Here is a 26,235-nt window from a genome sequence, read left to right as displayed (position 1 = left end):
TTTCAGTCTTTCGTGAGCGGCCAGTGCACGGTGTCGTAGTCGGGATGCTGGCGGTTGGTTTCGAGAACGATCAGATGGCGGGTCGCCGAGACCTCGCTACCGTCATCCGTCTCCCTTGGTGGCAAGCCCGCGAGCCGTGAGAACCATATGACGCGGGATTCGACGCCGGACTGGTAAACGGGCTGTACGTCATCGGGGTCGTCGAGCGAGCCGAGCGCGATGTTGATGAAGTTCTCGTCGGGCATATCGTAGAACAGCGGCGTGCCGCAATCGCTGCAAAAGCCGCGGCGCACCAGATGCGACGAGCGGAACCAGGACGGCTGGCCCCTGGTAATATCGAACGTGTCTCGGGACGCATTGGCGAGTGGCATGAAATAGTTCCCGGTCGCCTTCTGGCACATGCGGCAATGACAGATATGCGGGTCCGCAAGCACGCCCTCGGCGCGGTAGCGCACGGCGCCGCATTGGCATCCGCCCGTATAGATGCGCGCGATGGTCACCGGAATGCTCCCGAGGGATGCCATTGATCGGTCTCGTGGTCGGGATGCTGGAACGAGATGATGCTTTCCTGCCTGGCGTAAAAATCCTGATCCTCAAGCACCGGCTGCTCGAAGATCGTATCGACCCAGGGCAGCCGCGAGGCGTGATTGACCTGGATTTTCGGCGCCAGATCGGTGCGATCGTCAAAGGTGCCGATGGCGATCTCAAGGCCACCCGGATGCCGATAGGTCATCGGCGTTCCGCATTTCGGGCAGAAGCCGCGGTCGATGTTGACCGAGGACTGGAAATAGCTCGGTTCGTCCCGCACCCATTCGACGCCATCCTTCGGCGCCGTCACCAGCGCCGAGAAGAACGAGCCGAACTGTTTCTGGCACATGCGGCAATGACAGATCGACGCGCGTCCGAGTTCACCCTTGATCCGGAAGCGGACCGCGCCGCATTGGCATCCACCTGTTCGAACGTTTTCGGTCATCGCTTCTCCTCCGGGGGCCAGGTCTCGGTGTCGTGGTCGGGATGCTGATAGGAAACGAGATTGGTCAGGAACTCGATCGCGTCCGGATCTTCCAGCGTATGAACGCCAGGCAGATCGGCAACGTGATCGACATAGGGCAGCTTACCCTCGACGCCCCATTGGATGGTCGGCACGATGCCTTGCGGCTCGTCGAAGGCAGCGATCGCCAGCGCCATGCCATCCGGTGCCTCGTAGGTCAGCGGCGTGCCGCAATCGGCGCAGAAGCCGCGTCGCGCGGCGTTTGACGACTGGAAGCGCTTGGGCTCTCCGCGGGTCCAGGTCACATGCGCGCCGCGAACCGAAACCAAGGGCATGTAGAAATTGCCGCTCGCCTTCTGGCACATGCGGCAATGACAGACGGATGCGTCACCGAGCTTGCCCTCGACGCGGAAACGGACCGCGCCGCATTGGCAGCCGCCGGCATAATGGGGCCTGTTGTCGAGACTCATCGCAACTCCTCCTTAGCCCGGCGCGTGGCAGACGGCTTCGATATTGTTGCCGTCGGGATCGAATACGAAGGCCCCGTAATAGTCCGGGTGGTAGTGCGGTCTCAGCCCCGGCTTGCCGTTGTCACGTCCGCCGACGGCAATCGCCGCTTCATAGAAGGCATCGACCTCGGCGCGGCTGCGCGCCGAAAAGGCGTAGTGGCGGCCCGGGCCTGCCTCGGCCGTTTCATGCAGCCAGAAAACCGGCCGCTCGCGGCCATAACCGCCGACCTTCACGCCGCCGGTGTGCTCCAACGGCACCATCATCAGCAAGGAGGCGCCAAGCGGAGCAAAGGCCTTGTCGTAGAACGACTGCGCCCGGTCGAAATCCGCGACGGGAATGCCCGTATGGTCGATCATCGCACGAACTCCTCTTTCATGCATGCGCTCCGCTTTCCGCTGCCCTTTCAGATGCCCTGTCCGAACCGATCAGAGCGATCGGACAGGGCTCTGGGGGCGGCCCACCGTCACCGTTTGATATCCCAGGTCGTCACCCGCTCGCCGGTTGCCGGATCCTTGCCGTCCTTCAGCTGAACACCCCGCGCCAGCAGATCTTCGCGGATCTTGTCGGCTTCCGCGAAGTTCTTCGCCTTCAGCAGTTCCAGACGGGCCCGCACGCGGCTGTCGATGTCGCGGACCAGCCCCTCGTCGAGTTCGACCGCCTGCGGCACCACGCCGATCAGCGCAGCACTTGCTGCGAAGGTGCCGAGCAGTTTCGGATCGGTCGCCGCCTTCTGGGCAAGCGCATGGACCGCCTGGACGGCTGCGACGGTGTTGAGGTCGTCGGCAAGTGCGGCGACCACGGCCGGGTCGGCCTCACCCGTGGCGTCACCCGGCACCGGCCACTTGGAGAGCAGATGCTCTGCCTCTTCCAGCCGCTTCACCGAAAAATCGATCGGCTCGCGATAGTGCGTCATCAGCATCGCGAGCCTCAGCACGTCGCCCGGCCACTGGCGGCCGGCGAACTTTTCCGTGTGCAGCAGTTCGTAGATGGTGACGAAGTTGCCTTCGGACTTCGACATCTTGCGGCCTTCGACCTGCAGGAAGCCGTTGTGCATCCAGACATTCGCCATCACCTCGGTGCCATGGGCGCAACGGGATTGGGCAATCTCGTTTTCGTGGTGCGGGAAGATGAGATCCAGCCCGCCGCCGTGGATGTCGAAGACCTCGCCGAGATAGCGGCTGCTCATGGCCGAGCACTCGATGTGCCAGCCGGGACGGCCCCTGCCCCACGGGCTTTCCCAGCCCGGTTCGTTGTCGCCGGAGAGCTTCCACAGCACGAAATCGCCGGGGCTTTTCTTATGCGCCTCGACGGCGACGCGGGCGCCGGCCTGCTGTTCGTCAAGGTTGCGCTTCGAGAGTTGACCGTAGTCGGCCATCGACTTGGTATCGAACAGCACCTCACCGCCCGCCTGGTAGGCGTGGCCCTTGACGATGAGCTTTTCGATGATGTCGATCATCTGGGCGATGTTGTCGGTCGCCCGCGGCTGGACATCAGGATCGAGGCAGCCGAGCGCCCTGGCATCGTCGAGAAACTGCGTTTCGGTCTTCTCCGTCACCCGGCGGATCGCGTCGTTGAGCGGCAGGGTCGGATAGTCCCGCAGCGCCCGCGCGTTGATCTTGTCGTCGACGTCGGTGATGTTGCGCGCATAGGTGACGTGATCCGCGCCATAGACATGGCGCAGCAGCCGGAACAGGACATCGAAGACGATGACCGGCCGGGCATTGCCGATATGGGCATAGTCATAGACCGTCGGGCCGCAGACATACATGCGAACGTTGTCGGGATCGATCGGCTTGAACTCGATCTTCTCCCGCGTCAGCGTGTTGTACAGCTTCAGTGTCGGCGTTCCGCCCATTGCCATTCTCCAAGATGCATACGACCGTAAAATACCGCGCCCGGGAGGCCCGCGCGTTTGTCATCTTGGATTTTAGGAGACGAAAACGGCCAGGCCAGCGGAGCGCTAGCGAATAATGTTCCGGCAGATAATGCAGATAACCGTTTTCATGGCCTCACTTATCGCGCGTCACCCGATTTCGGTCAAGAGGTCAGCCGCGTGCAAGCACAGCCGACTATCGAAAGGATTCCGCGGTCATGGATTTGTCGTGATTAGGCTTATCTGAGATCGCCATGCGGAAAACAGATTCGCGGTGTAGTTGGTAGCACACCACGAAATCCTGTCTCCGGAGAGCGAGGAGGAGCGTCGCTTTCGTGAAGACGTGCGAAAGCGACAGTGTATCCGGTTCGGGAAAGCATCAAGGAGTGAGTGCAAGTGAAAGCCGCAAAGACCAAAGACATCACCAAATCCGCCAACCTCGTCGAACAGTATCGCCCGCTCGGCCTGAAGGCCGTACTTGCCGCAGCGTTGCAGGTGAAGGCGAAGCCGGCTGGCAAGCTGACCAAGCGGCCAGCCTGACGGTTCCGACGCTCTTTTCCTTAAAAGAGAGACATCTGCCCGCCATCGGGCTCGGTCGGCTTGTCCTTGCCCTTTAGCTGGGCATTCGCAACCGACCTGGGCGTGACGGCATCCTGGATTTCGGGACCGGTGTTGACGACCTTGTTGACCTTGTCCGAGACAGGGATCGCCTCGAAGTAGTCCTCCGCGACGGGGCCGAAGAGATCGGCAACCTCGCGCGGCTCCTGCGTCTTGCAATCCAGCCAGCGGGCAAAATCCTCGGGCTGGATAACGACCGGCATACGGTCATGGATCTGTCGGATCGAGGCGTTGGCGGCCGTCGTCAGGATGGCCGCTGTGTCGACCTCGGAGCCGTCGGCCGAGGACCAGGTTTCCATCAACCCGGCGAAAGCGACGATGCCGCCCTTCCGCGGGCGCACCCAATAGGCCTGCGACGGCTCGCGGCTGCCTTTCGGCGGCCGACGCCATTCGTAAAAACCGGAGGCCGGCACGAGAACACGCCGGTGGCGCATGGCGGCGCGAAACGAGGCCTTGTCGATTGCCGATTCGGCCCGCGCATTGATCAGCAGCGGAAAGTCACGCGGGTCTTTCACCCAGCCCGGCATAAAACCCCAACGCACGAGCACCGCCTTGCGCTCCGGCAGGTTGCTGCCGGGTGCCGCGCGCTCGCCGGCCACGACAACCATGATCGGCTGGGTTGGCGCGATATTGAAGCGCGCCGGAAAGTCGTCGCTTTCCAGCAGGCTGAACAATTCCATCATTTCGTCGGGGGTCGCCGTCAGCGCAAAACGTCCGCACATGACATCGATGTGGCACTTCACGTAGGATGGGTCAACGCTACCGAGACGATTTGATTCCCTGATGCCGACCAAGCCCGAACTTGCTTCCTCCGTCATTCTAGAACGCGACGGTCGCTATCTGCTCGTTCGCCGGGCCAACCCACCGTCGGCCGACATGTACGCCTTTCCGGGCGGCCGTGCCGAGCCCGGCGAGACGCCGGCGGAGACAGCGCTTCGCGAATTGTTCGAAGAAACCGGCATCAAGGCGCGCGATCCGGTGCTGTTTGAAATCTACGATCTGCCGGGCAAGGAGTCCGAAGGGCGACACTTCCTGCTTTCGGTGTTCAGGGCCGAGGCGGATGCCGACGCGGTGGCCGTCGCCAGCGACGACGCGGCAGGGCTCGGCTGGTTCACCCCTGAGGAGATCTTCACCCTGCCGATCCCCGACAGCGTGCGCGAATGTGTGGAAAGGCTCTCCGGCACCGGCGCGAACGCCGCGACATCAGGCGACGGCCTTGAAACCGCCGACAATTCGGGCTTGATGAAATCATGATCCCTGTCCCGATCCTCGCAAGGCTCACGCTCGCCGGCATCGCCCTGACGGTCGCCACTGGTGCGGCGGCGCAAAAAACACCGACGAAAGAGGCGGCTAAGACCGAGACCGCAGCCCCTGCCCCGGCCGCTGTGGAAGAAAAGCCGACGCCCTATGACCAGCGGCTGATTCGACTCTCGGAAATCCTCGGCTCCGTGCACTACCTCAGGAATCTCTGCGTCAAGGAACCGGAAGACGTCTGGCGCCGCTCGATGCAGGATCTGATCGACAAGGAAACCGCCACTGAAGTCAAACGACGCGAGCGGATGACTGCCGCCTTCAACCGCGGGTACCGCACCTTCGCATCGGTCTATACGAACTGCACAGGCCCTGCGATCGTCGCCGAACAGCGATATCGTGCCGAAGGGGCAACACTTGCGTCAGAAATCGTCGCCCGCTTTGGAAATTAGCAATAAATTAACCTCTTTTCTCACGACCCCGTGTCGTTTCGGGAAAAGGCTGCTAAGTTCGTTAAGAGAGTGGTAAGAAGTGGCGAGTCCGTCACGGTCGTTCAGTCGGAGTTCAGCCGAACGGCCATAATATGAACCGCTTGCACAATGGAAGTCGCATGGAACGAATGATGGAACCAAGCCTGACCGACATCGATGACATGATCGTCCACGAGAAGATGCAGGCTGCGCTGGAACACCAGAGCGAGGCCTGGGCGGACGGAATGGCCGACGGTATCGAGCCGGAAATCATCGCCGATGCGGCCATTGCCCTTGCCATGCGGGAAACCGTTCGGCTTCATGGCGAAGACGGCGCCGAAGCAATGCTCAATTCGCTTCGCGAGCGCGTGCTCGCCGGCGAATTCTCGCCCCAGCGCACGATTCAGTAATATCAGGACTGCCCGATGCATCGGAATCTTGCAAACCGGACCCTTCCGGTTCGCCTCGCCACACTGCTGTTGGCCGGTGTCGCCTTGACCACCCCGGCAGCGGTTTCCCCCGCCTTCGCTCTCAGCGAATTGCAGGGCGCGCCGCAGCCCGTTCCGGCCGAGCAACAGCCTGCCGCCGGCGACCAGAAGGCGACGCCGCCTGCCGCCGAACCCGCTGCCGAAGAGCCGGACGAGGAAGAGACGCTTCCACTCGAAATCCCGATGCCCGACCCGCTGATCAACAAGTCGGCGACAGCCACCAAGGAAGATGCTCCCGAAACTGAAGAGCCGGAGCCGACCGGGCCTGTCGAAGTCCTGACCGACGTTTCCAAGATTCCGGCGCCGGTCGCCCGCATGCGCGAGCTGATCGTCGAGGCGGCGGCTTCCGGCGACATCGAGCGGTTGCGCCCATTGCTCGGCAAGGGCCCGAACCAGACCCAGGTCACCGGCGTCACCGGCGATGAAGACCCGGTGTCGATCCTGAAGAGCCTTTCGGGCGACCAGGAAGGCGTCGAAATTCTCGCGATCCTGCTCGACGTGCTGTCGACCGGCTTCGTGCTGGTAGACAAGGGCACGCCGCAGGAGGCCTATGTCTGGCCCTATTTTGCGGAAAAGAAGCTTTCGACGCTGACGGCACCGGAAAAGGTCGACCTGTTCCGCCTGGTCACCGCCGGCGACTTTGCCGACATGGAAGAATTCGGCAGTTACAACTTCTATCGCGTCGGCATCATGCCGGACGGCAAATGGAAATTCTTCATCGCCGGCGACTGAGCGCCGGCGACCTGCTTGCCGATGACAGCCGAACATCCTACCTCTTCGCCAAGAGATCGCCGGTGAGACCGGGGCCTGAGTCGGCCACGGCTACCAGGTGATCGTTTGCTAGGTTAGCGCGGGATTCTCCCCTCCCGTCGAACAGGATTCGAACGATGCCCAGAGTTCGCCTCGACGATCGTGCGATCGTCTCCATTTCCGGCAAGGACGCCGAAGATCTTCTTCAGGGACTGATCACCACCGACCTCGACGCGCTTGCGCCCGACGAGGCGCGTCCTGGCGCGCTTCTGACGCCACAGGGCAAGATCCTGTTCGAGTTCCTGATCTCCCGCGACGGCGATGGCCTACGGCTGGAAACAGCACGCGACCAGGCCGAAGCGCTGCTGAAGCGCATGACGATGTACAAGCTTCGCTCGGCAGTCGAGCTTTCGATCAGGGCTTCCGACGCCGTCACCGTGATATTCGACGAAGCAGCACCGACGGGTGCCTATCGGGACCACCGTTTCGAGAAGGCGGGCGTTGCGCTCTTTCGCGCCTATGGGGAAGCCACCGGCGACACGGCCGGCGCAGAAGACCTCGAACGGCTGCGGATCGCAGCGGGCATTGCGAATGCCGGTGCCGATTATGCGGTGCAAGACGCATTCCCCCATGACGTGCTCCTGGACAAAAACGGCGGCCTCTCCTTCAAGAAGGGCTGCTATGTCGGTCAGGAAGTGGTGTCGCGCATGCAGCACCGCAGCACGCCGCGCCGCCGGGTCGTGATCGTTTCGGCGGACGCCGCCCTTCCTCCCACGGGAACGACGATTACGGCGAACGACAAGTCGATCGGCGCGCTGGGCACGGTGCAGGGCAAGTCGGCGCTCGCGATCGTGCGCATCGACAAGGCCGGCGAAGCCATGGCGAATGGGATCCCGCTGCTCGCCGGCGACGTGGCGGTGACAATGGTTCTGCCCGAATGGACCGGCCTCACCTTCCCAACCAGCACGGACGAGGCAAGCGCGTGACGACGGCCCGCGCCTGGCAGCGCATGCTTTCCGGCCGAAGGCTGGACCTGCTCGATCCCTCGCCGCTCGATGTCGAGATCGGCGACATCGCCCATGGCCTCGCCCGTGTTGCCCGGTGGAACGGCCAGACCGCCGGCGATCATGCCTTCTCCGTCGCCCAGCACAGCCTGATGGTCGAAGATATTTTTCGCCGCAGCAACAAGTGCAGCACCGACGATTGCCTGCTGGCGCTTTTGCACGACGCGCCGGAATATGTGATCGGCGACATGATCTCGCCGTTCAAGGCGGTGGTCGGCGGCGGCTACAAATCGGTCGAGAAGCGGCTGGAAAGCGCCATCCACCTTCGTTTCGGCCTGCCGCCGCATTGCTCCAAGGAATTGAAGGACCGCATCAAGAAGGCCGATCATGTCGCGGCCTATTTCGAAGCAACGGTGCTTGCCGGCTTCTCCGTCGAAGAGGCGCGCAAGTTCTTCGGCCAGCCGCGCGGCATCACCCGCGAGACGCTGCTGATCGATCCCTTGCCGGCGGTCGAGGCGCAGCGCCTGTTCACCGAACGGTTCCTCACGCTGGAAGCGCAGCGCGTGCCCGCGCGCGCGGAAATCTGACATGCCCGGCATTATCGTTTCTCCGCTTTCCCGCATCGCCGAAATGGCCGTCCGCCATGGCTGCACCGAGATGATCAGCCTCGTCGCCAAGGGCCAGGATTTCCATCGCCCCGGCGTCATCGTCAAGGCGCGACATCTGACGCTCGGCATGAACGACATCACCTTTGCCGGCACCGGCGACCTCATTGCGCCGCAGGAAGACCATGTCCGGCAGATCGTAGCCTTTGCGCGCGAATGGGACCGTGCACGGCCGCTCCTCGTTCATTGCTGGATGGGCGTCTCCCGTTCGCCGGCAGCCGCCCTCATCGCCGCGCTCGCGGCCGAGCCGGACCAGGACGACGCGGAGCTGGTGCAGCGGCTGCGCCGCGCCTCGCCCTATGCGACCCCCAACAGCCGGCTCGTCGAAATTGGCGACGGCGTGCTCGCGCGCAATGGAAGGCTGATCGCCGCCGTTCGCGCGATCGGTCGCGGCGCGGATGCAGACGGCAATGCACCGTTCCTTCTGCCGCTTGCTTCCGAAGGAGCAGCCGTTGCCGATTGAGACGCAGCCGACAACGGTCGAGATCGGCCTCAATGCGGCGATCGTCGCCGTCGTCAACCGCAGCCCGCGCATCCTCGCCGTCAGCGAAAGTGACGGCGATGCGCGTGACAGCCTGCCCTTCGGTCCCTTCGATCCGGCGCTCCACCGGACCTTTGAGACGAGCCTGCGCGATCGCGTCGAAAAGCGTACGGCGCTGAAGCTCGGCTATATCGAACAGCTTTACACCTTCGGCGATCGCGGCCGTCAGCGGCTGCCGGGCGAAGAAGGCAAGCACATGGTCTCGGTCGGCTATCTGGCCCTGACGAGAACCGATGCCGAAAACACCGAACGGCTGGCCGAAGCCGGCGCGCATTGGCGCGACTGGTACGGCTACCTGCCCTGGGAGGACTGGCGGCAGGGTCGCCCGGCGGTGCTGGACCAGGCGCTCCTGCCGGCACTTGCCCGCTGGGAAACAGGTGTGTCCGGTGACGACCGAGCCGCCCGGATTGCCGGGCGCCGGGCGCGCATTCGCCTGGCCTTCGGCCTCGGCGATTTTCCCTGGGACGAGGAACGCGTGCTGGAGCGCTATGAGCTGCTTTACGAGGCAGGGCTCGTGCCCGAGGCGGCCATCGACGGCCACGGTAATGGCAACGACGTTCTGACCGCCGGGCTGGCGATGCGCCACGACCACCGCCGTATCGTCGCGACCGCGATGGCGAGGCTGCGCGGCAAGATCAAGTACCGGCCGGTCGTCTTCGAACTGATGCCGCCCGAGTTCACGCTGACCGATCTGCAGGCAACCGTCGAAGCGATCTCCGGGCGCCACCTGCACAAGCAGAACTTCCGCCGCCTGGTCGAAGGGGCCGAACTGGTGGAGCCGACGGGGATGACGTTGTCTTCCACCGGTGGGCGGCCGGCCGCTCTCTTCCGCTTCCGCCGCCAGATCCTCGACGAGCGCCCCGCCCCGGGGCTCAAGGTCGGTGGGCGATGAGGGCAGTACCGCCCACCAAATGGCGGATCGGCACCTAAAAACCTCCACCAGAACGCCCTACATATGCGGGGATGATGCTATAATCGGTGCAGTGGGACGCGACCGAACTTTCGCTGCCCGCAAACCATGCGGCGTTTACGACCGAGGTGACAACCATGCTGCTCGTCCTGACCCTGCTTACGTCGCTGCTCGGCACCTCGCCCCAATCGGGAACCGACGAAAAGCCGAAGATGCCCGACTACTTCAAGAACCAACAGGGCGGCGGCATGCAGCCGCAGACAACCATCTGCAATCTCAACAGCCAGGACCTGAACGGGCAGTTTCGGACCTGCCGCTACGACTGCGGCACGCAGATCACCGTCGGCGAACGTTTCTCCTGCCCGTTCATCATGCAGCGTTGACGTTCAAAACCTCGGTTAGCTTCTGAAAAGACGCAACTCCGGACGGAAAACCGCTTCGCACTTTTCCTGGAGTTGGCCTCTTTTGGGCGCAACTCCGGACGGAAAACCGCTTCGCACTTTTCCTGGAGTTGGCCTCTTTTGGGCGCAACTCCGGACGGAAAACCGCTTCGCACTTTTCCTGGAGTTGCTTACCTTTCGATCACCACATCAAGGCCGATGTCGAGCGTCGGGGCGGCCATGGTGATCTTCGAGGTCGAGATGTAGTCGACGCCGCTCTCGGCGATTGCCCGCACCGTATCGATCTTGACGTTGCCTGAAGCCTCCAACCGCGTCCGGCGGGCATCGACCGCATAGGCGTCGGCGGAGAGCTGCCAAAACGCGCGGTTGACCGCAACGGCCTCGCGGAGCAAGTCCGGCCCCATGTTGTCGAGCAGGATGACGTCGGGTTGAGCCGTCAGCGCCTCGCGCATCTGATCGAGGCCATCGACCTCGATCTCGATCTTGACGAGATGGCCGCAATAGGCACGTGCCGCATGGACGGCGCTGGCGACGCCGCCGGATACGGCAATGTGGTTGTCCTTGATCAGCACGGCATCGTCGAGGCCGTAGCGATGATTGGAGCCACCGCCCAGACGCACCGCGTATTTTTCCAGCGCCCGCAACCCAGGAATGGTCTTGCGGGTGCAACAGACCTTCGCACGCGTGTGGGCGATCTCGTCGGCGAATTTCGCCGTATAGCTGGCGATGCCCGAAAGGTGCATTAGGAAGTTCAGGCCAACGCGTTCGGCCGACAGCAGCCCGCGGGCGCGACCGGAGATCCGGGCGATCGCCGTGCCCGGCGTGACCCGGTCACCATCCGCCACCAATGCCTCGAAGCGGATCGACGGATCGACCAGACGGAAGGCGGCACGCGCAAGCTCCAGCCCGGCAACAACACCCGCATCGCGCACGTTCATGCCGGCCTTTGCGGTCAGCTCCGGCCCGATGGTCGAGAGCGTGGTAATGTCGCCGGCGCGGCCGAGATCCTCGTTAAGTGCGGCACGCACCTGGTCCTCGATCATCAGTGCGGGAAGTTCGGGGCGGAGGGCTGCGGTCATCTGCTTTTTCGTCCTTGAGTGTCGGTCCATGCAAGCGGCGCGCGTGAAATCACGCCGCTTCCGTCTCCGCCAGTTCGCTCGCCAGGCGGTTGGCGTCGGCGAGCGTCAGATAGGTGCGGCGGCACCATTCCGGCTGTTCCTGTGGGCAATCGGCGCGGAAGTGACCGCCGCGGCTTTCCGTGCGCCGCAGCGCGCCGACGGCGATCAGCTTGGCCGTGGTAATAATGTTGGTGAAGCGCATGCGGGTGTTGTCGCGCTCGAGCTGTGCGATCTCGCGGATCGCCTTTACCAGGCTCTCGCGGGTTCGGATCACGCCGACGCAATCGCTCATCACCTGGCGCAGGATCTTGAGTTGCGGGCTGTCCTCGACCGTCACCGGATCGTCATTCTCGCCGGCATTGTCGCCCCATTCGGTAAGCTGCGGCGTCGGCAGCGTGCCCTTGATGTTTTCGGCGATGCGGGCCGCAAAGACGACGGCTTCGAGCAGCGAGTTGGAGGCGAGCCGGTTGGCGCCGTGCACGCCGGTGGAGGTCACTTCTCCAGCAGCCCAGAGACCGTCGATCGAGGTGCGACCTTCGGCATCGGTGAGCACGCCGCCCATGTGATAGTGAACCGCCGGCACGACCGGGATGGCTTGCGTCACCGGATCGATGCCGGCCGCCATGCAAGAGGCATAGACCGTCGGGAACATCTCGGGGAAATGCTTGCCCACAGCCTTGGTGCAATCGAGGAAGGCGCCGCGGCCCGCCTGGACCTCGGCAAAGACACCACGCGAAACGATGTCGCGCGGCGCAAGCTCGCCGTCCGGGTGGATATCGAGCATGAAGCGATGGCCGGCGGCGTTCAGAAGCTGGGCGCCATCACCGCGCAGCGCCTCGGTCGCGAGCGGCGCCGGATCCTTGCCGATGTTGATCGCCGTCGGGTGAAACTGCACGAATTCCGGATCGGCGATGATCGCGCCGGCGCGGGCGGCCATGCCGAGCCCCTGCCCGCACGCTTCCCACGGGTTGGTCGTGACAGCATAGAGATGACCGATTCCACCGGAGCAGAGCACGACGGCACGGGCCGGGAAAGCCACGCGCTTCTTCGACTGGCCGGCATCGGGCCGGGCGATGACGCCGGAGATGAACCGGCCTTCGCGCACGAGTTCCTCGACCACATAGCCTTCGATCACGCGGATCGACGGCGTCCGGCGGACGGCGGCTATCAGCGCTTCCATGATCGCCTTGCCGGCCATGTCGCCCTTGACGCGGACGATGCGTCGCTCGGAGTGGGCCGCCTCACGCGAGAGCAGCAGCTTGCCTTCGAGATCGCGATCGAAGGGCACGCCATATTCGAGCAGATCGTGAATGCGCGCCGGGCCTTCGGCCACCATCATGCGCGTCATCTTCTCGTCGACGATGCCGGCACCGGCGGCCAACGTGTCGGCGACATGTTTCTCGAAGGTGTCGCCGGGGCTCATGGCGGCGGCGATGCCGCCTTGAGCCCAGGCCGACGAGGCGCCGTGGCCGATCGGGGCTGCGGCAAGGATCGTCACCGGTCTCGGACTCAGTTTCAGCGCGCAGAAGAGGCCGGCCAAGCCACCACCGACGATGACGATATCGTCAATCCCGTTGAAGGATTGCGGGCGGAAATGGTCGGTCAGCATGATTCATTCTCCTCCAATGCGCATGCCTGCATCCGGTATGACCCGGCGGAAATTGTTACTGCTTGAGGTTCACCATGCGCTCGACCGCAAGGCGGGCGCGATCGGCGATATCAGGATCGACGAGAACCTCCTCCGTCATGGTCAGCAGGCTGTCGAGGATCTTCGGCAGCGTGATGCGCTTCATGTGCGGACAGAGGTTGCACGGCTTGACGAACTCGACGCCTTCGATCTCGGCCTGGATGTTCGACGCCATCGAGCACTCGGTAACGAGCAGCACCTTCGACGGGCGATTGTCCTTGACGTAGTTGATCATGCCGGAGGTCGAGCCGGCGAAGTCGCAGACGGCGATCACGTCCGGGTGGCATTCCGGATGACCGATGATCTCGATACCCGGATTGGCTTCCTTGTAGGCGAGCAACTCGGCGGCGGTGAAGCGCTCGTGCACCTCGCAGTGGCCCTTCCAGGTCAGGATCTTCTTGTTGGTCTGGCGCGCGACATTCATCGCCAGGTATTCGTCGGGAATGCAGAGAACCGTGTCGGATTCTAGGCTCTCGACGACATCGAGCACGTTCGATGAGGTGCAGCAGATGTCGGTCTCGGCTTTCACGTCGGCAGACGTGTTGACGTAGGTGACGACGGGAACGCCGGGGTAGCGCTGCTTCAGCAGGCGGACATCGGCGCCGGTGATCGATTCCGACAGCGAGCAGCCTGCCTTGGCGTCGGGGATCAGTACGGTCTTTTCCGGACTCAGCAACTTCGACGTTTCGGCCATGAAGTGCACGCCGCACTGGATGATGATTTCCGCATCGACTTTGGCAGCATCGCGCGCGAGCTGCAGCGAGTCGCCGACGATGTCGGCGACACAGTGGAAGATGTCCGGCGTCTGATAGTTATGCGCGAGGATGACCGCGTTACGCTCCTTCTTCAGCCGGTTGATGGCGTGCACATAGGGCGCGTAGACCGGCCACTCGATCGCCGGGATGAAATCCTTGACCTTCTCGTAGAGATGCTCGGTTTCGCGCGCGATCGCCGGCGTAAAGGCAAGCTCGGGCCTTTCGATGATGCCGAAGCGCTCAGCGGCGCTGACAAAAACCGGTTTCACCACGGCCGCGGTGCGGGGTGCAAGGCGCGTCATCGACATCTCCTCTCCGCCCCTCTTCCTGGGCGGGTTTTCAATTATGCTCAATATGAGCATAATTGAACCAAAACAAAAGCGGCAAAGCCGCATGGGTTGATTTAGAAAGTTTTGTGACAGAATTCAAGAATAGAAGCGCCGCTTTTCGCGGCGCTTCTGATTTTGGTTCGCGATCAGGCCATCGCCGGCCGTGCCACGCCCTTCTCCTCGATCGGCCAGTGGACGATTGCGGCGAAGACGCCGAGGGCTACACCGAGCCACCACACCGGATCGTAGGAACCGAAGTGGTCGTAGAGGTAGCCGCCCATCCACACGCCCAGGAACGAGCCGACCTGGTGCGACAGGAAGACGATGCCGCCGAGCAGGCCGAGGTGGCGCGTACCGAACATGATCGCGACCAGCGCATTGGTCGGCGGCACGGTCGAAAGCCAGAGCAGGCCCATAACGATGGCAAAGACGATGACCGAGGTCGGCGTCTGCGGCAGCAGCAGGAAGGCCGTCACCGCCACCGACCGCGCGATATAGATCAGCGCCAGGAAATAGGGTTTCGAGTAGCGCTGGGCGATGAAGCCCGCCGACAGAGAACCGATGATGTTGAAGAAGCCGATGAGTGCCAGCGCGATCACCGCATAGCGCGCGTCGATGCCGATATCGCCGATGTAAGCCGGGAAGTGCGCGGTGATGAAGGCAACCTGGTAGCCGCAAACGAAGAAGCCGGAAACCAGCAGCAGGTAGCTCTTGTGGCCAAGTGCCTCCTTCAGCGCCTCGCCGATCGACTGCTTGAATTGCGCCTCGCTCTGGCGGCCGGAGGACGCGTTGCCGCGCAGCGGGATCGCGAAGAACGGCACCACCAGCATGAGGACACCGAGATAGACCAGGCTGTCCGACCAGCCATAGGCCGAGATCAGCCCCTGGCTCAGGGGCGCGAACAGGAACATGCCAGCCGAGCCTGCCGCCGTGCAGATGCCGAAGGCGAGCGACCGTTGATGCGGCGTGACGTTGCGGGCAAAGGCGGAGAGCAGGATGCCGAAGGAGCCGGAGCCCACCGCCATGCCGACGAGCACTCCGCCGCCGATGTGCAGCCAGATCGGCGCGTTGGCGAAGGCCATGATGAAGAGCCCTGCAGCGTAGAGAAGGCCCGACATGGCGAGCACGCGCCACGTTCCGAACTTGTCCGCGATCGCGCCGAAGAAGGGCTGACTCAGGCCCCAGCAGAGGTTCTGCAATGCCATGGCAAGGCCGAAGGTCGTCCTGTCCCAGCCCGTATCGGCGAGCATCGGCAGCTGGAAGAAGCCCATCGCCGAGCGCGGGCCGAAGGTGAGCATCGCGACGACCGAGCCGGCCGCAATGATCAGCCAGGGCATCTCCTGACGGGCACTGGACGGCGCGGATGCTCCGGAAACAGCGGACATGGAATCTCTCCGATTGATGGAGCGCGATCCTAGGCGGCTGCTAAAACAGATAAAAGCCAATTAAATTGACGCCGCAATCACCGGAATTGATGCCTTGATCAAGCGGCGCTGCGGAACCGGTCGCGAAACGCTCTCGGCGTCATGCCCTTGGCCGCCTTGAACTGGCGATTGAAGTTGGCGAGCGAACGGTAGCCGACGGCATCGGCGACATGAGCGATCGAACGCGCCGAACCACTGAGCAGCGCGCAGGCCTCGCCGATCCGCAGGCGCATCAGATATTCCGAGACCGGCATGTTGAGGTGGCGCAGGAACAGGCGATGCAGGCCGGAAAGGCTGAGCGCGGCCAGATCCGCGAGTTCGTCCATCGACGGGTTTTCGGCGTAATGCAGGTGGATATGGTCGAGCACCCGGTCGAGGCGGCCGCGGTCGACCGATCGGCCTGATGGCGTGACGACCCGGCTCGACAGCGGTGTTACCGCCTGCTCTCGCGCCAGGATCGTCAGCATCGACAGGACGTCCGGCAGGCGCTCCTCCGGCGCCAACCGGCGCAACCCTTCGAACAGCGGCCGCACGCGGGTGGCCACTTCCGGCGTGAACTCCAACCCTGGAGCCGAACGCTCGAACATCGCCTTGACGCCGGCGAGTTCGACGAAGCCCTCCTCCAGGCGCTCCACCCATTCCGGATGGAACCAAAGCACCAGCGCCACGTGCGGTTCGGCCTCATCGACCTTGCCGGCGGAGTGCCAGGTGTGCGGCAAGTTGGAGCCGACCAGCACGAGATCGCCGTCCTCATAGGCGCCGATATGGTCTCCGATGAAGCGCTGGCCGCGCGAGTTGAGCGTCAGCGTCAGTTCGAACTCGGGATGATGGTGCCATTGGAACGGGATGGAATCGTCCAGCCGGCGGTCGAGCAAGATTGATGAGGCATTGGTCGGCCTCGAGATCTTCTGCAAAACAGCCTTCATGTTGCACCGCTTACCCCCTTAGAGGCCAGAATAGTATCAGTTTTCGCAGGCTTCGTGCAACAGCAGCACCAGTGAAAGGTCTAGGTTTTCTCCATCACCAATCAAGCTTCCTGAGGCGAGGAGATACCCATGCAGCCACTTAGAGACAGCCATCCGACGGCAGCCCATCTCGACATTCAACTGAAGGACATCCAGAAACGGCTGCCGTTGCGCGTGCTTTCGGAAGCGGACTGGCAGCACTGGATCACCAAGGGCTACGTCATCGTTCGTCAGGCGGTACCGGCGGCCAATGTCGAGCGGCTCGTCGAGTTGCTCTGGCGCTTCGACGAAAAGGATCCGGCCGCCCCTTCGACCTGGTATGCGCCGCAGCGACGCGAGCACAAGATGAAGGAACTCAACAACACCGGCATGCTGGAGATCTACAATCACCAGTATCTCTGGGACAACCGCCAGGAGCCGCGCATCTACGGCGCCTTCGTCGACATCTGGGACCGCGAGGACCTGTGGGTGACGATCGACCGCGCCAACCTCAACCCACCGAAGAAGGTCAAGGGCAATCCCAACGGCTTCATACATTGGGACGTCGACACCTCAATCCGGCCGCTGCCGATCGGCGTTCAGGGCGTGCTCAGCCTCAAGAAGCAGGACGGCGACGTCGGCGGCTTCCAATGCGTGCCGGAACTGTTCGAAAACTTCGAAAGCTGGGAGAAGACTCAAAGCGCCGACCGCGACCCGATGCACCCCGACATGACTGGTCTTTCGACCGTCAACATCGAGATGGAGGCCGGCGACCTGATGATCTTCAACAGCCTGCTGGCCCACGGCGTGCGACCCAATCATTCCGACGGCCGCGTGCGCATGGCGCAGTACATTTCGATGCATCCGGCGGAATGGGGCAATGTCGCCGAGCGCGAGGAACGGGTGCGCCTGTGGCGCGAGCTCGACCATCCGAAGCGCGACGCCTTTCCCGGCGACCCGCGCGAATGGGAAAAGCACAACGCCTCCCCCGCCAGCCTTTCGGATCTGGGCGCCAAGCTTCTCGGTATCACGCCCTGGGCTTGATACCGAGAAACGCGTGCGATCGTTTCCGGAATTGCTTCTGAACTAAGCCGAAGCACGCACCTTCATCGGCCAGCGCTCGCCGCGTCGGCCGATGATCTTGACCTCATCGCCGAGCTTCACGGTGCCTTCGCTGCGCGGCACCGCATTCCAGCCGAAGAGCACGCCGGTCACGCGGCGGTCGGCCGACATGCGCTTCTCCGCCAACCCCTGGATCGGATTGCCGCCGATGCGCTCGCCGGTGATCTGGTCCTGGGTCGTCATGATGCAGCGCGAGCAGGGTTTGACGAGATCGAAGCGGATGCCGCCGATCTCGACGCTCTCCCAGAAATCCTCCTCCCAGGCTTCATCGCAGTCGACGAGGATGTTGGTGCGGAACCGTTCCATGCCGACCGGTTCCTGGCCCTTTTCGGCAAGCGTCCGGTTGAGATCGGCAAGCGAACCCGTGGTCGTGATCAGGATCGGAAAGCCATCGGCAAAGCCGACGGGTGCGGCCGCTCCTGCCCATTCGGCGCCGACGAGCCGTTCGGCCGAGGCGTCCATATGGGCGAGCCTGACCGGGCGGCCGAACCATGAAGAGAGAACCTCGTCCGTCGTTTCATCCGACACGGCGGCATCGACCTCGCTGCCCCAAACGACGACGTTCAGACGACGGTCCGGATCGAAGCGGACGGAGATCTCCCGCTCACCCATCCTCAGGTGCACGCCGCCATCGATGTGGCTCGCCTCAACCTGCGCCAATGTCTGCAGTTCGCGCTGGGTGATAAAGCGCCCATCTGGCTGGATCAGCATGAAACGCCGGTCACCCTCGACGCCGTCGAGATTGACCGAGACCGTCTCGCGGGCAATCGCGCGACCGCTCTTCAGCGGATGAATGTTGAGGCCGGTCACCTTCATGGACAGTTCCTTCCATCTTCAAAAACTGATTCAAGCGCCTGACGATCCGATTCACCGGGCGGCTGCAATCCGTTGAAAGGCCTAGATCATTTCTCGGTTTGATGGAAACGGAGAAATGTTCCGGTGCAATCGGCGCGGCACAATCGCTCGCAGAAAAGCGCCCCACGCCCTTCCCGGCAACTAGATTTCATCCAGCATCATGGCGAGCACGTCGCGTAGCCGCTGCTCACGCTCGTGAGCCAGACGGCGGCCGGCCTCGGTCTTGAACCCGTCAGCGAGCCGGAAGAGCTTGGTCTCGAAATGATCGATGGCGAAGGCCTTGTCATCGAGCGCCCGCGCCTCAGCCAGCGGATCGAGCGGGTCGTAAAGGCCGCTGCCCATGCGCCCGGCGATGTAGAAGCAGCGGGCAGCGCCGACCATGCCGATCGCATCCAGCCGATCGGCATCCTGAAGGATCTTCGCCTCCAGGGTTTCCGGCGGGATGTTCGCCGAGAAGCTGTGCGTCAGGATGGCGTGCGCCACCGCGGCAATCTCATCCGTGCCCCAACCGAGATCTTTCAGAATGCCCGTCGCCTTTTCGGCGGCCAGTCGTGATGCCTGCGTGCGCAGGGGCGAGTTCTTCTCGACCGAGACGCAGTCATGCAGCAGCACCGCGGCGGCGAGCAAACGCGCCTCACTGCCCTCCTCCGCCTGGATGCGGGCGGCATTCTTCCAGACACGGATCAGATGTGCGGCATCGTGCGAGCCGTCATCGGCGGCGAAGGCATGCGGCAGCAACGCCGCCGCAAGTTCCTCATGCGGCGCGAAGGCGGCCGCGAGTTTCGAAATCTCTGTCATGATGTCCTATTGCTGTTCGGCAGGCTTTGCCGGCGCCGTCGGTGCAGCGCCAACGCCGGACAAGATCTTCTGGTAGAAGAGCCCTATCCCGATCAATACCCCGCCAAGGCCGATGAAGGACAGAGCCCGCAGGAAACCTTCGAGGTTGGACATGTCGATCAGGAACACCTTCAGCACGGCAACAAAGACCAGAACGGCCGACGCGATGCGGATGCTCTTGGCATGGAAGCGCGAGCCGAGCACCAGCAGCAGCACGCCGAGCAGCAGCCAGACGACCGAATAGGTGTAGGTCTCGCCCTGCAGAAAGCCCTTCCAGTCCGCGATGTTTTCCCCCTGCCAGGCACGGCGAACCATGAGGCTTGCCCAGGCGAAAGCAAGCACCGCGCCGCTGACCGCAAGTGCCATGACATAGGGCAAGGGCCGCTTGTCGCGTGCATACCAGGCGAGCCCCGCATAGCCGAGCCCCGGTAACAGATAACCGATCAACAGCAGGTCGAAGAACGGGATACGCCCCAGCAGTTCGCCGCTGAAATAGGGGTTGAGGCCGAGGAGATGCGCCGAAAGCACCGACAGCATCGAGAGCACGCCGAGGCCCATGCCGCCGTAGCGGAAGACCGGGCTCGGTGATTTCATGTCGAGGCTCATGAAGATCGCCGAGGCGCCGATTGCCAGCAGCGTGTAGATCGACTGCTCGCCGAGGGTCGGCACCGCGCTGTCGAGCACGCCGCCGTTCATCGCATGGCGCACCAGGATCGCGAGCGTCAACAGCACGAAAAGGCTGGCAAGCGCCTGCAGCAGGTTGCGCACGCGCGTGCCTGGCCAGGATCTCAGGAAATAGGCGGAGCCTGCAAGCAGCACGGCGGGAATGCCGTAGCCCGGCAGCAGCGCATTGAAGACGGGCGTAGTGCCGAGATTGCCGGCACCGACGATCGTCGGCTCCCAGGCGATGCGCCCGAGTACGACGACGGCCGCTGCACCAGTCATCCACGGAAGAATCGGCCAGGTGCGGATCCGCGTGGCGAGCGCATAGGCCGTTCCAAGCACGGCGATCGCAAGCGTCGTGACCAGCCCATCCGTCCAGGCGTGGAGGGCAAGCACGAGAAAGGTGAAGGAGCCGGCCACCAGCAAGCCGGCCGCCGTATCGCGCGCCATCGCCTCGCTTTCGCGGCGGTAGAGCCAGTCCGCAAGCGCCAGCAGCGCCGCCCCGGCGACGAGTGAGAACAGGCCGTGCGGCAGGTCGAAGGAATAGTTGCCGGTCATCAGGAACGACATCGCGACGAGCGCGACCGGAACGACCGCGGCGATGCCCGCCCAGAGTGTCGAATATTGCGGATGGGCGACGAGCCGGCGCGACAGCACGAAACCGCCGAGTGCGACGAACAGCGCCGCAAGCAGCATTGCGGTGATCATCGCGGTGCGCCCGGGCAGGACGACTGCCGGAAGAGCGTCGGCCAGCGAGGGATCGAGATAGGCGAGCACGCCGCTCAGCGCCGTCAGGCTCCAGACGCCAGCAACAGCGCCGACCGCTGAAAGCACGGCGGGATAGACTGCCGTTGTCCGCCAGGCGCCCAACGCCGCCAGCGCCGCAACGACAACTGCAAACTCCGCCACCGGAAAGCGGACCGCATAGACTGCCGGGCTGATGAGGAGGAGCGCAAGCATGGTGACGACGATCGCGGCCGAAATGGAGATTGCCGCGTGCGGTGGAACGAACAGGCGTTCCCATGGCCCGACGACGGCCCGGGGTCGGGTTGTCGCTTCGGTCGGCTCCAGCATTTCGGACCCTTCAGTCGCATCACGCACTTCGCGCGCTTCTGCCACTGGCTCCCGTTCGATGGCGGCCGGCCAGATAAGTCCGATGCCGGCGATCATCACAAGCAGGACGAAAGCGACCGGCCGTGCTTCGAAGGGCGATGCCGCAGCGACATAGGCAAGGCCCCAGAGCCCTATGCCAACATTGGCAAGCGTCGGCACTACGGTCCATCGGCGCAGCCGCGATGCAAGCAGGGTCGCGAGCCAAACGATCGCGAGGAAGCCGAAAAGAACCCAGGGGCGCGGTTCGTTGCTCGAAACCAGCGCCGGCGTGATCAGCGAGGCAAGCAGGCCGAGGCCAGCGAGCGCCTGCCCATGCAGCAGCGACAGACCAACCGTGGCGAGCGAAATCGCCGCCAGGAGAACGAAGGCCGTGCCCGTGCCGATATAGTCGTAGATGCCATAGGCGGCATAGGCGACCCCGAAGAGGGTGACGGCACCGGCCGCCGTCAGGATGCCGGGGATCATGGCGTTCTGGAATTCGTTGGCGATCACGGGCACCGCGCGCCGACGGATGACCTCGCCCGCCGCCATCAGCAGGAGGCCGAACAAGGCAGCAAGCGTCAGGCGAACCGCCGGGCTCAACAGCCCGGCATCGATTGAATACTTGACCATGAAGACGCCGCCGAGCGCCAACGCGATGCCGCCAACCCAGACGGCCCAACGGGCGCCGAGGCGACTTTCCAGGCTTTCGGTCTGACGGGGTACGGTTGCGACCGGCTGCGGTGCTTCCGTGCTGGCAGCGATCGTCTCCTCGCCCTCGATTTTGGCCGCGGCTCCTTCCGCATCGCCGAAAATCCGCGCGCCCTCGCGCGCACTGGCCGAGAAGGCGGCATCGTCCAGCGTCTCTGGCTCCGGCGTCTCCGACATGGCCGACAACTCGTCCGCAGCCGCAAACGCCTCGGTCGCCGTTTCAGCCGGGGCGCCTCCCCCCGGAGCGGCCTTCAGCGCCACGACCTCCGCCTTGAGGGCGGCGAGTTCGGCACCAAGACGCTCGGTCGTCCTTCGGTTGCCGAGATAGGCGGACAGGGCCAGAATAAAGGCAGCTAAAGCAATAAGTTCGAACATACTTTCCCCTGGCAGTCGCAATCGCCGGCGCGCGCAACCATACAGACTTTTATGCAAGCGCCAAATCTATAGACGGCCGAGCGCTGTAATCTCTTCACGGAAATGTCGCAGAACTGTCATGGGGCAGCTGGTACAGGCGGATGAACACCGCTGCCTTGCGCGGTGGTTTCCATCGTTCAACCAGGAGACCCGATCATGGACAAGCATCTCGCCCAGACGGAAGAGACCGAATTCAAGACGCTGACGGAACGCAGGGAAGAGCTGGAAGACGTCGGCCACAACTGTTCCGCCAATCCGACAATGGGCGACATCATCCACCGCCGCTTCTCGCGCCGGTCGTTCATCGGCGGCTCGCTGGCAGTTGCCGCGATCTCGACCACCGTCAGCCCGCTCGCTCTCCTGACCGCCGAAGAGGCACGCGCCGAGGACGGTTCGCGCTTCGACTTTACCGAGATCGAAGCCGGCGTCGACGAAAAGCACCATGTCGCCGAAGGTTACGATGCCGACGTCCTGCTTCGCTGGGGCGACAAGATCTTCGCCGACAGCCCGGAGTTCGACCCGAAGAACCAGACGGCCGCTGCCCAGGAAAAGCTGTTCGGCTACAACAACGACTATGTTGGCTTCATCCCGCTCGACGGCAGCGCCGACCACGGCCTGCTCGTCGTCAACCACGAATACACCAATGCCGAACTGATGTTCCCGGCCTTCGCCAGCGTCGTGAAGGAAAAGGTGACGAAGGACGGCAAGGAAGTCGAGGAAGAGAAGGTCGTTCTCGGCGAATACAGCAAGGAGCTGGTCGACATCGAGATGGCCGCACATGGCGGCACGATCATCGAGATCCGCAAGGTCGACGGCAAGTGGCAGCCGGTTCTCGACGGCAAGAACAACCGTCGCATCACCGTCAACACCGAGATGCAGATCACCGGCCCGGCCGCCGGTCACGACCGCCTGAAGACGCCGTCCGACCCGACCGGCAAAAAGGTGTTCGGCACGCTCAACAACTGCGCCGGCGGCGTCACCGCCTGGGGCACCTACATGATGGCCGAAGAAAACTTCAACGGCTATTTTGGCGGCGAGATTGCCGAGGACCATCCGGAATACAAGCAGCTGAAGCGGCTGGGCGCACCGGGCGGCCAGTATGAATGGGCGTCCTTCTACGACCGTTTCGACGTCTCCAAAGAGCCGAACGAAGCCAATCGCTTCGGCTGGATCGTCGAGGTCGACGCGCTTGATCCGACGTCGGTGCCGAAGAAGCGCACAGCCCTCGGCCGTTTCAAGCACGAAGGCTGCGAATCGATCGTCAACAAGGACGGCCGCGTCGTGCTCTATTCCGGCGACGACGAGCGCTACGACTATGTCTACAAGTTCGTGACCAAGGGCACGTTCAACCCTGACGATCGCGCCGCCAACATGGACCTCTTCGACGAGGGCACACTCTATGTCGCCAAGTTCGACGAAGACGGCACCGTCACCTGGATGCCGCTGACGCACGGCGAAGGCCCGCTGACCGAAGCCAACGGCTTTGCCTCGCAGGCGGACGTGCTGATCAACACCCGTCTTGCCTCCGACGCGCTCGGTGCCACCAAGATGGACCGTCCGGAAGACGTTCAGCCGAACCCGAAGACGGGCAAGGTCTACGTGATGCTGACCAACAACACCAAGCGCAAGGCCGAAGAAGTCGACGCGGCCAACCCGCGCGCCAAGAACGCCTTCGGCCACATCGTCGAGATCACCGAGACCGACGGCGACTTCGCGTCGCTGAAGAGCCGCTGGGACGTTCTCTTGAAGTGCGGCGATCCGAGCGTTGCCGAGGTCGGCGCTTCGTTCTCGACTGCCACCACCAAGAACGGCTGGTTCGGCATGCCCGACAATTGCGCCATCGACACCGATGGCCGCCTCTGGGTATCGACCGACGGCAACAACGAAAAGGACACCGGCCGCACCGACGGCATCTGGGCGATCGACACGGACGGCGCCGCCCGTGGCACGTCGAAGCTCTTCTTCCGCGTGCCGGTCGGCGCCGAAATGTGCGGCCCCTGCTTCAACCCGACCTCAGACACATTCTTCCTCGCCGTCCAGCACCCAGGCGACGCCGGCCTTGCAACTTACGAGACGCCGGCCACCCGCTGGCCGGACTTCCAGGACGACATGCCGGTACGCCCGGCTGTCGTCGCCGTAACGAAGCAGGGCGGCGGTCGCATCGGCTGATCAGGACTGCGATTACAAAGAGGAACGCCGCGCCATTCTGCGCGGCGTTTCTTGCTTCCGACATTGCTTGAGCGACGCAATTCCGGGCAGACAACCGCTTCGCACTTTTCCTGGAATTGCTCAGCTTGAAGTGACGCAATTCCGGGCGGAAAACCGCTTCGCACTTTTCCTGGAATTGCTCAGCTTGAAGTGACGCAATTCCGGACGGAAAACCGCTTCGCACTTTTCCTGGAATTGCTTTAACGCCTGAGATTGTCGATCGGGAAGATGGCGCAGGTTTCGGTGCCGTGGGCGAGCAGCTTGCCGTTACGGTCGCGCAGCCAGGCTTCGGAGGTCGCGATGGTGCGGCCACGATGCACGATGCGCCCCTCGCAGAAGACCTCGCCCATATCGGGCAGCAGCGGCCGCACGAGGTTCACCTTGAACTCGACCGTCGTATAGGCCTCCCCAGGTTTGACGGTGGTGAAGACAGCGCAGCCGAGGGCCGAATCCATGATCGTTGCCGTCCATCCGCCATGCACTGTGCCAAGCGGATTGAGGTGTTCCTCGGTCGGCAGCCCCTTGAAGACCACCCGACCCTCCTCGACTTCGCTCAACCCGAACTTCAGCGTCTTCGACATCGGCGGCGCCGGCAGCTCGCCGCTCAAAAGATCCTGCATTGCCTTGAGACCGCCATCGCGGGCGACGCGGTCGAGCGACAGCACGCCGACGCCGGATACGGACATGCCGGGATAAAGCTCTTGGTACATCGATAACTCCTGGGAATCAGGCGGCTGAGGATTGCGCTTTCAGCGCCTTCAGCGCCGCATGGACGAAACCGTCGCGGGCGGAAGAAACGTCGAGGCCGCGCGGCTCATAGACATGGCGGTGGAGGAAGAAGGCGGTCAGGCGGAAGGCGGCGGCGAGGCTGTCGTGATCCGCAGCCCTTCGCGCTTCGGCCGAAAGGAAGTCCGGCAACGCCAACATGCGGTCGGCATAACGCTCTCCGGCCTCCCGGCAGACCGCCCTGCCCGATTTCGGCGAGACATAGACGAGTTCGGTACGAGCGCCGGTTGCAACGCATTCGGTGAGATCGAGCCCGAAGCCGAGGTCGTTGAGGACTGCGAGTTCGAAACGGACGAACAATTCGCCGGCGTCGGCGGGATCGGCGAGATGGTCGACGATGACGGCCAGCGCCTCATAGAGATGCGGATGCGGGTCGCGCTCGGGAAGCAGCCTAAGGAGAGCGCCGAGCGCCTGGATACCATAGACCGAGGTCGCCGTTTCCATCAGCCGGGCGGCCCGCAGCTCCACCGGTTCGATCCGGAATTCGCCCATGTGCTCGTCGAGCCGGGCGCGCCAGGTGACCTCCACCGAGTTGCCCGGCTGCAGCACCGGCTGCATCGTGCGCGAACGCCCCGAGCGCACCATGCCGAGATGCCGGCCGTGGGTAGCGCTCATGACCTCGACAATGGCCGAGCTTTCGCCGTGCCGCCGGATCCCGAGAATGATGGCCTGATCGCTCCATTGCATGGCTACGGCATACACCCGCGGTCGAAAGCGGATCAAGCTGTCTTGCGGAAGCAAAACGCCATTGCCGACTGTAGCCTTTCGGCCACACCTAATGGTTGCCTCATTTGCGACATGCTGTCGCCGCCCCGACG

Annotated in this window: 28 protein-coding genes; 12 read left to right on the top strand and 16 right to left on the bottom strand. The window is 63.5% G+C overall.

The features are described 5' to 3' along the window. Positions 1–2: 2 nt before the first annotated feature. From IB279_RS05980 to cysS, 5 genes are all read right to left on the bottom strand, one after another. Positions 3–524, bottom strand: coding sequence for a GFA family protein (locus IB279_RS05980; RefSeq protein WP_034804013.1), 522 nt, complete (start codon positions 522–524; stop codon positions 3–5). After that, on the bottom strand, positions 497–973 hold the full coding sequence (locus IB279_RS05975) for a GFA family protein (protein ID WP_034804014.1): 477 nt from the start codon (positions 971–973) through the stop codon (positions 497–499). The genes IB279_RS05980 and IB279_RS05975 overlap by 28 nt, the downstream gene beginning before the upstream one ends. Beyond that, positions 970–1,461, bottom strand: a complete 492-nt coding sequence (locus tag IB279_RS05970) for a GFA family protein (protein ID WP_034804016.1) — start codon at positions 1,459–1,461, stop codon at positions 970–972. The genes IB279_RS05975 and IB279_RS05970 overlap by 4 nt, the downstream gene beginning before the upstream one ends. A gap of 12 nt (positions 1,462–1,473) precedes the next feature. Further along, on the bottom strand, positions 1,474–1,857 hold the full coding sequence (locus IB279_RS05965) for a VOC family protein (protein ID WP_113188258.1): 384 nt from the start codon (positions 1,855–1,857) through the stop codon (positions 1,474–1,476). Between the two features lie 107 nt (positions 1,858–1,964). Next, positions 1,965–3,356, bottom strand: a complete 1,392-nt coding sequence (gene cysS / locus IB279_RS05960; RefSeq protein ID WP_113188257.1) for a cysteine--tRNA ligase — start codon at positions 3,354–3,356, stop codon at positions 1,965–1,967. A 414-nt stretch (positions 3,357–3,770) separates the two neighbouring features. On the opposite strand from cysS, the gene IB279_RS05955 reads away from it, so the two are divergent. Continuing rightward, positions 3,771–3,914 (top strand): hypothetical protein, encoded by a 144-nt coding sequence (locus IB279_RS05955; protein ID WP_164475065.1) that lies wholly within the window; start codon positions 3,771–3,773, stop codon positions 3,912–3,914. Positions 3,915–3,934: 20 nt separating this feature from the next. Here the strand turns inward: IB279_RS05955 and IB279_RS05950 are convergent, their stop codons facing one another. Then, the gene (locus tag IB279_RS05950) at positions 3,935–4,714 is read right to left on the bottom strand and encodes an SOS response-associated peptidase (protein ID WP_113188256.1); all 780 of its coding nucleotides are present in this window, start codon (positions 4,712–4,714) and stop codon (positions 3,935–3,937) included. Positions 4,715–4,772: 58 nt separating this feature from the next. On the opposite strand from IB279_RS05950, the gene IB279_RS05945 reads away from it, so the two are divergent. The 9 genes from IB279_RS05945 (at position 4,773) to IB279_RS05905 (ending at position 10,454) form a co-directional block, all read left to right on the top strand. Next, entirely contained in the window at positions 4,773–5,246 is a 474-nt protein-coding gene (locus IB279_RS05945) for an NUDIX hydrolase (protein ID WP_089043916.1), read from the top strand. Further along, positions 5,243–5,695 carry a TIGR02301 family protein gene (locus IB279_RS05940; RefSeq protein ID WP_034804029.1) on the top strand — a complete coding sequence of 151 codons (453 nt, stop codon included), beginning with the start codon at positions 5,243–5,245 and terminating at the stop codon, positions 5,693–5,695. Before IB279_RS05945 ends, IB279_RS05940 begins: the two co-directional genes overlap by 4 nt. A 158-nt stretch (positions 5,696–5,853) precedes the next feature. Further along, positions 5,854–6,123, top strand: a complete 270-nt coding sequence (locus tag IB279_RS05935) for a hypothetical protein (RefSeq protein ID WP_089043914.1) — start codon at positions 5,854–5,856, stop codon at positions 6,121–6,123. A 15-nt stretch (positions 6,124–6,138) separates the two neighbouring features. Further along, a complete protein-coding gene (locus IB279_RS05930; protein WP_112771233.1) occupies positions 6,139–6,933 on the top strand; it encodes a hypothetical protein in 795 nt (264 codons plus the stop codon). Positions 6,934–7,088: 155 nt separating this feature from the next. Then, positions 7,089–7,937 carry a folate-binding protein YgfZ gene (locus IB279_RS05925; protein WP_113188255.1) on the top strand — a complete coding sequence of 283 codons (849 nt, stop codon included), beginning with the start codon at positions 7,089–7,091 and terminating at the stop codon, positions 7,935–7,937. Beyond that, complete coding sequence (locus IB279_RS05920; RefSeq protein WP_060604183.1) at positions 7,934–8,542, top strand: YfbR-like 5'-deoxynucleotidase; 609 nt, start codon at positions 7,934–7,936, stop codon at positions 8,540–8,542. The genes IB279_RS05925 and IB279_RS05920 overlap by 4 nt, the downstream gene beginning before the upstream one ends. Position 8,543: 1 nt before the next feature. Next, a complete protein-coding gene (locus IB279_RS05915; RefSeq protein WP_113188254.1) occupies positions 8,544–9,083 on the top strand; it encodes a tyrosine phosphatase family protein in 540 nt (179 codons plus the stop codon). Next, complete coding sequence (locus tag IB279_RS05910; protein WP_089043910.1) at positions 9,073–10,053, top strand: NAD regulator; 981 nt, start codon at positions 9,073–9,075, stop codon at positions 10,051–10,053. The genes IB279_RS05915 and IB279_RS05910 overlap by 11 nt, the downstream gene beginning before the upstream one ends. 155 nt (positions 10,054–10,208) lie before the next feature. After that, positions 10,209–10,454 carry a hypothetical protein gene (locus IB279_RS05905; protein ID WP_077961811.1) on the top strand — a complete coding sequence of 82 codons (246 nt, stop codon included), beginning with the start codon at positions 10,209–10,211 and terminating at the stop codon, positions 10,452–10,454. A 188-nt stretch (positions 10,455–10,642) separates the two neighbouring features. Here IB279_RS05905 and nadC read toward each other — a convergent pair whose 3' ends face one another. From nadC to IB279_RS05880, 5 genes are all read right to left on the bottom strand, one after another. After that, on the bottom strand, positions 10,643–11,551 hold the full coding sequence (gene nadC / locus IB279_RS05900; protein ID WP_113189656.1) for a carboxylating nicotinate-nucleotide diphosphorylase: 909 nt from the start codon (positions 11,549–11,551) through the stop codon (positions 10,643–10,645). Between the two features lie 49 nt (positions 11,552–11,600). Then, positions 11,601–13,199: an L-aspartate oxidase gene (locus IB279_RS05895; RefSeq protein ID WP_113189657.1), complete on the bottom strand. Its 1,599-nt coding sequence runs from the start codon at positions 13,197–13,199 to the stop codon at positions 11,601–11,603. A gap of 55 nt (positions 13,200–13,254) precedes the next feature. Then, positions 13,255–14,334, bottom strand: a complete 1,080-nt coding sequence (nadA, locus tag IB279_RS05890) for a quinolinate synthase NadA (protein ID WP_113189674.1) — start codon at positions 14,332–14,334, stop codon at positions 13,255–13,257. Positions 14,335–14,507: 173 nt separating this feature from the next. Then, positions 14,508–15,746 (bottom strand): MFS transporter, encoded by a 1,239-nt coding sequence (locus IB279_RS05885; protein WP_034804045.1) that lies wholly within the window; start codon positions 15,744–15,746, stop codon positions 14,508–14,510. 98 nt (positions 15,747–15,844) lie between these two features. Next, positions 15,845–16,711, bottom strand: a complete 867-nt coding sequence (locus IB279_RS05880; RefSeq protein WP_113189658.1) for an AraC family transcriptional regulator — start codon at positions 16,709–16,711, stop codon at positions 15,845–15,847. Between the two features lie 129 nt (positions 16,712–16,840). Between IB279_RS05880 and IB279_RS05875 the strand changes: the two genes are divergently transcribed. Beyond that, entirely contained in the window at positions 16,841–17,773 is a 933-nt protein-coding gene (locus tag IB279_RS05875; protein WP_113189659.1) for a phytanoyl-CoA dioxygenase family protein, read from the top strand. A gap of 42 nt (positions 17,774–17,815) precedes the next feature. On the opposite strand, the gene IB279_RS05870 is transcribed toward IB279_RS05875, so the two are convergent. The 3 genes from IB279_RS05870 to IB279_RS05860 form a co-directional block, all read right to left on the bottom strand. Then, positions 17,816–18,667 carry an MOSC domain-containing protein gene (locus IB279_RS05870; RefSeq protein ID WP_034804054.1) on the bottom strand — a complete coding sequence of 284 codons (852 nt, stop codon included), beginning with the start codon at positions 18,665–18,667 and terminating at the stop codon, positions 17,816–17,818. 180 nt (positions 18,668–18,847) lie between these two features. After that, a complete protein-coding gene (locus IB279_RS05865; protein ID WP_034804057.1) occupies positions 18,848–19,504 on the bottom strand; it encodes an HD domain-containing protein in 657 nt (218 codons plus the stop codon). Positions 19,505–19,510: 6 nt separating this feature from the next. Further along, positions 19,511–22,384 (bottom strand): DUF2339 domain-containing protein, encoded by a 2,874-nt coding sequence (locus IB279_RS05860; protein ID WP_113189660.1) that lies wholly within the window; start codon positions 22,382–22,384, stop codon positions 19,511–19,513. A 195-nt stretch (positions 22,385–22,579) separates the two neighbouring features. Between IB279_RS05860 and IB279_RS05855 the strand changes: the two genes are divergently transcribed. Beyond that, positions 22,580–24,592: a PhoX family phosphatase gene (locus tag IB279_RS05855; RefSeq protein ID WP_060580949.1), complete on the top strand. Its 2,013-nt coding sequence runs from the start codon at positions 22,580–22,582 to the stop codon at positions 24,590–24,592. A 239-nt stretch (positions 24,593–24,831) separates the two neighbouring features. Here IB279_RS05855 and IB279_RS05850 read toward each other — a convergent pair whose 3' ends face one another. Both IB279_RS05850 and recO read right to left on the bottom strand, forming a co-directional pair. After that, complete coding sequence (locus tag IB279_RS05850; protein WP_034804064.1) at positions 24,832–25,341, bottom strand: PaaI family thioesterase; 510 nt, start codon at positions 25,339–25,341, stop codon at positions 24,832–24,834. A gap of 16 nt (positions 25,342–25,357) precedes the next feature. Then, complete coding sequence (gene recO / locus IB279_RS05845) at positions 25,358–26,104, bottom strand: DNA repair protein RecO (protein WP_113189661.1); 747 nt, start codon at positions 26,102–26,104, stop codon at positions 25,358–25,360. Positions 26,105–26,235: the final 131 nt, after the last annotated feature.

It is taken from the genome of Ensifer sp. ENS06, assembly GCF_014852205.1.
Classification (GTDB): Bacteria; Pseudomonadota; Alphaproteobacteria; order Rhizobiales; family Rhizobiaceae; genus Ensifer; species Ensifer adhaerens.
Note: the sequence above shows the minus strand (reverse complement) of the source record. Positions and strands in the feature narration are given on the sequence as shown.

Coding starts and splice junctions, on each gene's coding strand:
- nadA (WP_113189674.1), bottom strand. CDS start 14,334: ATGACGCGCCTTGCACCCCGCACCGCGGCCGTGGTGAAACCGGTTTTT.
- IB279_RS05860 (WP_113189660.1), bottom strand. CDS start 22,384: ATGTTCGAACTTATTGCTTTAGCTGCCTTTATTCTGGCCCTGTCCGCC.
- IB279_RS05875 (WP_113189659.1), top strand. CDS start 16,841: ATGCAGCCACTTAGAGACAGCCATCCGACGGCAGCCCATCTCGACATT.
- IB279_RS05940 (WP_034804029.1), top strand. CDS start 5,243: ATGATCCCTGTCCCGATCCTCGCAAGGCTCACGCTCGCCGGCATCGCC.
- IB279_RS05885 (WP_034804045.1), bottom strand. CDS start 15,746: ATGTCCGCTGTTTCCGGAGCATCCGCGCCGTCCAGTGCCCGTCAGGAG.
- IB279_RS05975 (WP_034804014.1), bottom strand. CDS start 973: ATGACCGAAAACGTTCGAACAGGTGGATGCCAATGCGGCGCGGTCCGC.
- IB279_RS05970 (WP_034804016.1), bottom strand. CDS start 1,461: ATGAGTCTCGACAACAGGCCCCATTATGCCGGCGGCTGCCAATGCGGC.
- IB279_RS05850 (WP_034804064.1), bottom strand. CDS start 25,341: ATGTACCAAGAGCTTTATCCCGGCATGTCCGTATCCGGCGTCGGCGTG.
- IB279_RS05870 (WP_034804054.1), bottom strand. CDS start 18,667: ATGAAGGTGACCGGCCTCAACATTCATCCGCTGAAGAGCGGTCGCGCG.
- IB279_RS05895 (WP_113189657.1), bottom strand. CDS start 13,199: ATGCTGACCGACCATTTCCGCCCGCAATCCTTCAACGGGATTGACGAT.
- IB279_RS05930 (WP_112771233.1), top strand. CDS start 6,139: ATGCATCGGAATCTTGCAAACCGGACCCTTCCGGTTCGCCTCGCCACA.
- IB279_RS05915 (WP_113188254.1), top strand. CDS start 8,544: ATGCCCGGCATTATCGTTTCTCCGCTTTCCCGCATCGCCGAAATGGCC.
- IB279_RS05865 (WP_034804057.1), bottom strand. CDS start 19,504: ATGACAGAGATTTCGAAACTCGCGGCCGCCTTCGCGCCGCATGAGGAA.
- IB279_RS05950 (WP_113188256.1), bottom strand. CDS start 4,714: ATGTGCGGACGTTTTGCGCTGACGGCGACCCCCGACGAAATGATGGAA.
- IB279_RS05925 (WP_113188255.1), top strand. CDS start 7,089: ATGCCCAGAGTTCGCCTCGACGATCGTGCGATCGTCTCCATTTCCGGC.
- IB279_RS05855 (WP_060580949.1), top strand. CDS start 22,580: ATGGACAAGCATCTCGCCCAGACGGAAGAGACCGAATTCAAGACGCTG.
- IB279_RS05980 (WP_034804013.1), bottom strand. CDS start 524: ATGGCATCCCTCGGGAGCATTCCGGTGACCATCGCGCGCATCTATACG.
- IB279_RS05880 (WP_113189658.1), bottom strand. CDS start 16,711: ATGAAGGCTGTTTTGCAGAAGATCTCGAGGCCGACCAATGCCTCATCA.
- IB279_RS05905 (WP_077961811.1), top strand. CDS start 10,209: ATGCTGCTCGTCCTGACCCTGCTTACGTCGCTGCTCGGCACCTCGCCC.
- cysS (WP_113188257.1), bottom strand. CDS start 3,356: ATGGGCGGAACGCCGACACTGAAGCTGTACAACACGCTGACGCGGGAG.
- IB279_RS05965 (WP_113188258.1), bottom strand. CDS start 1,857: ATGATCGACCATACGGGCATTCCCGTCGCGGATTTCGACCGGGCGCAG.
- recO (WP_113189661.1), bottom strand. CDS start 26,104: ATGCAATGGAGCGATCAGGCCATCATTCTCGGGATCCGGCGGCACGGC.
- nadC (WP_113189656.1), bottom strand. CDS start 11,551: ATGACCGCAGCCCTCCGCCCCGAACTTCCCGCACTGATGATCGAGGAC.
- IB279_RS05935 (WP_089043914.1), top strand. CDS start 5,854: ATGGAACGAATGATGGAACCAAGCCTGACCGACATCGATGACATGATC.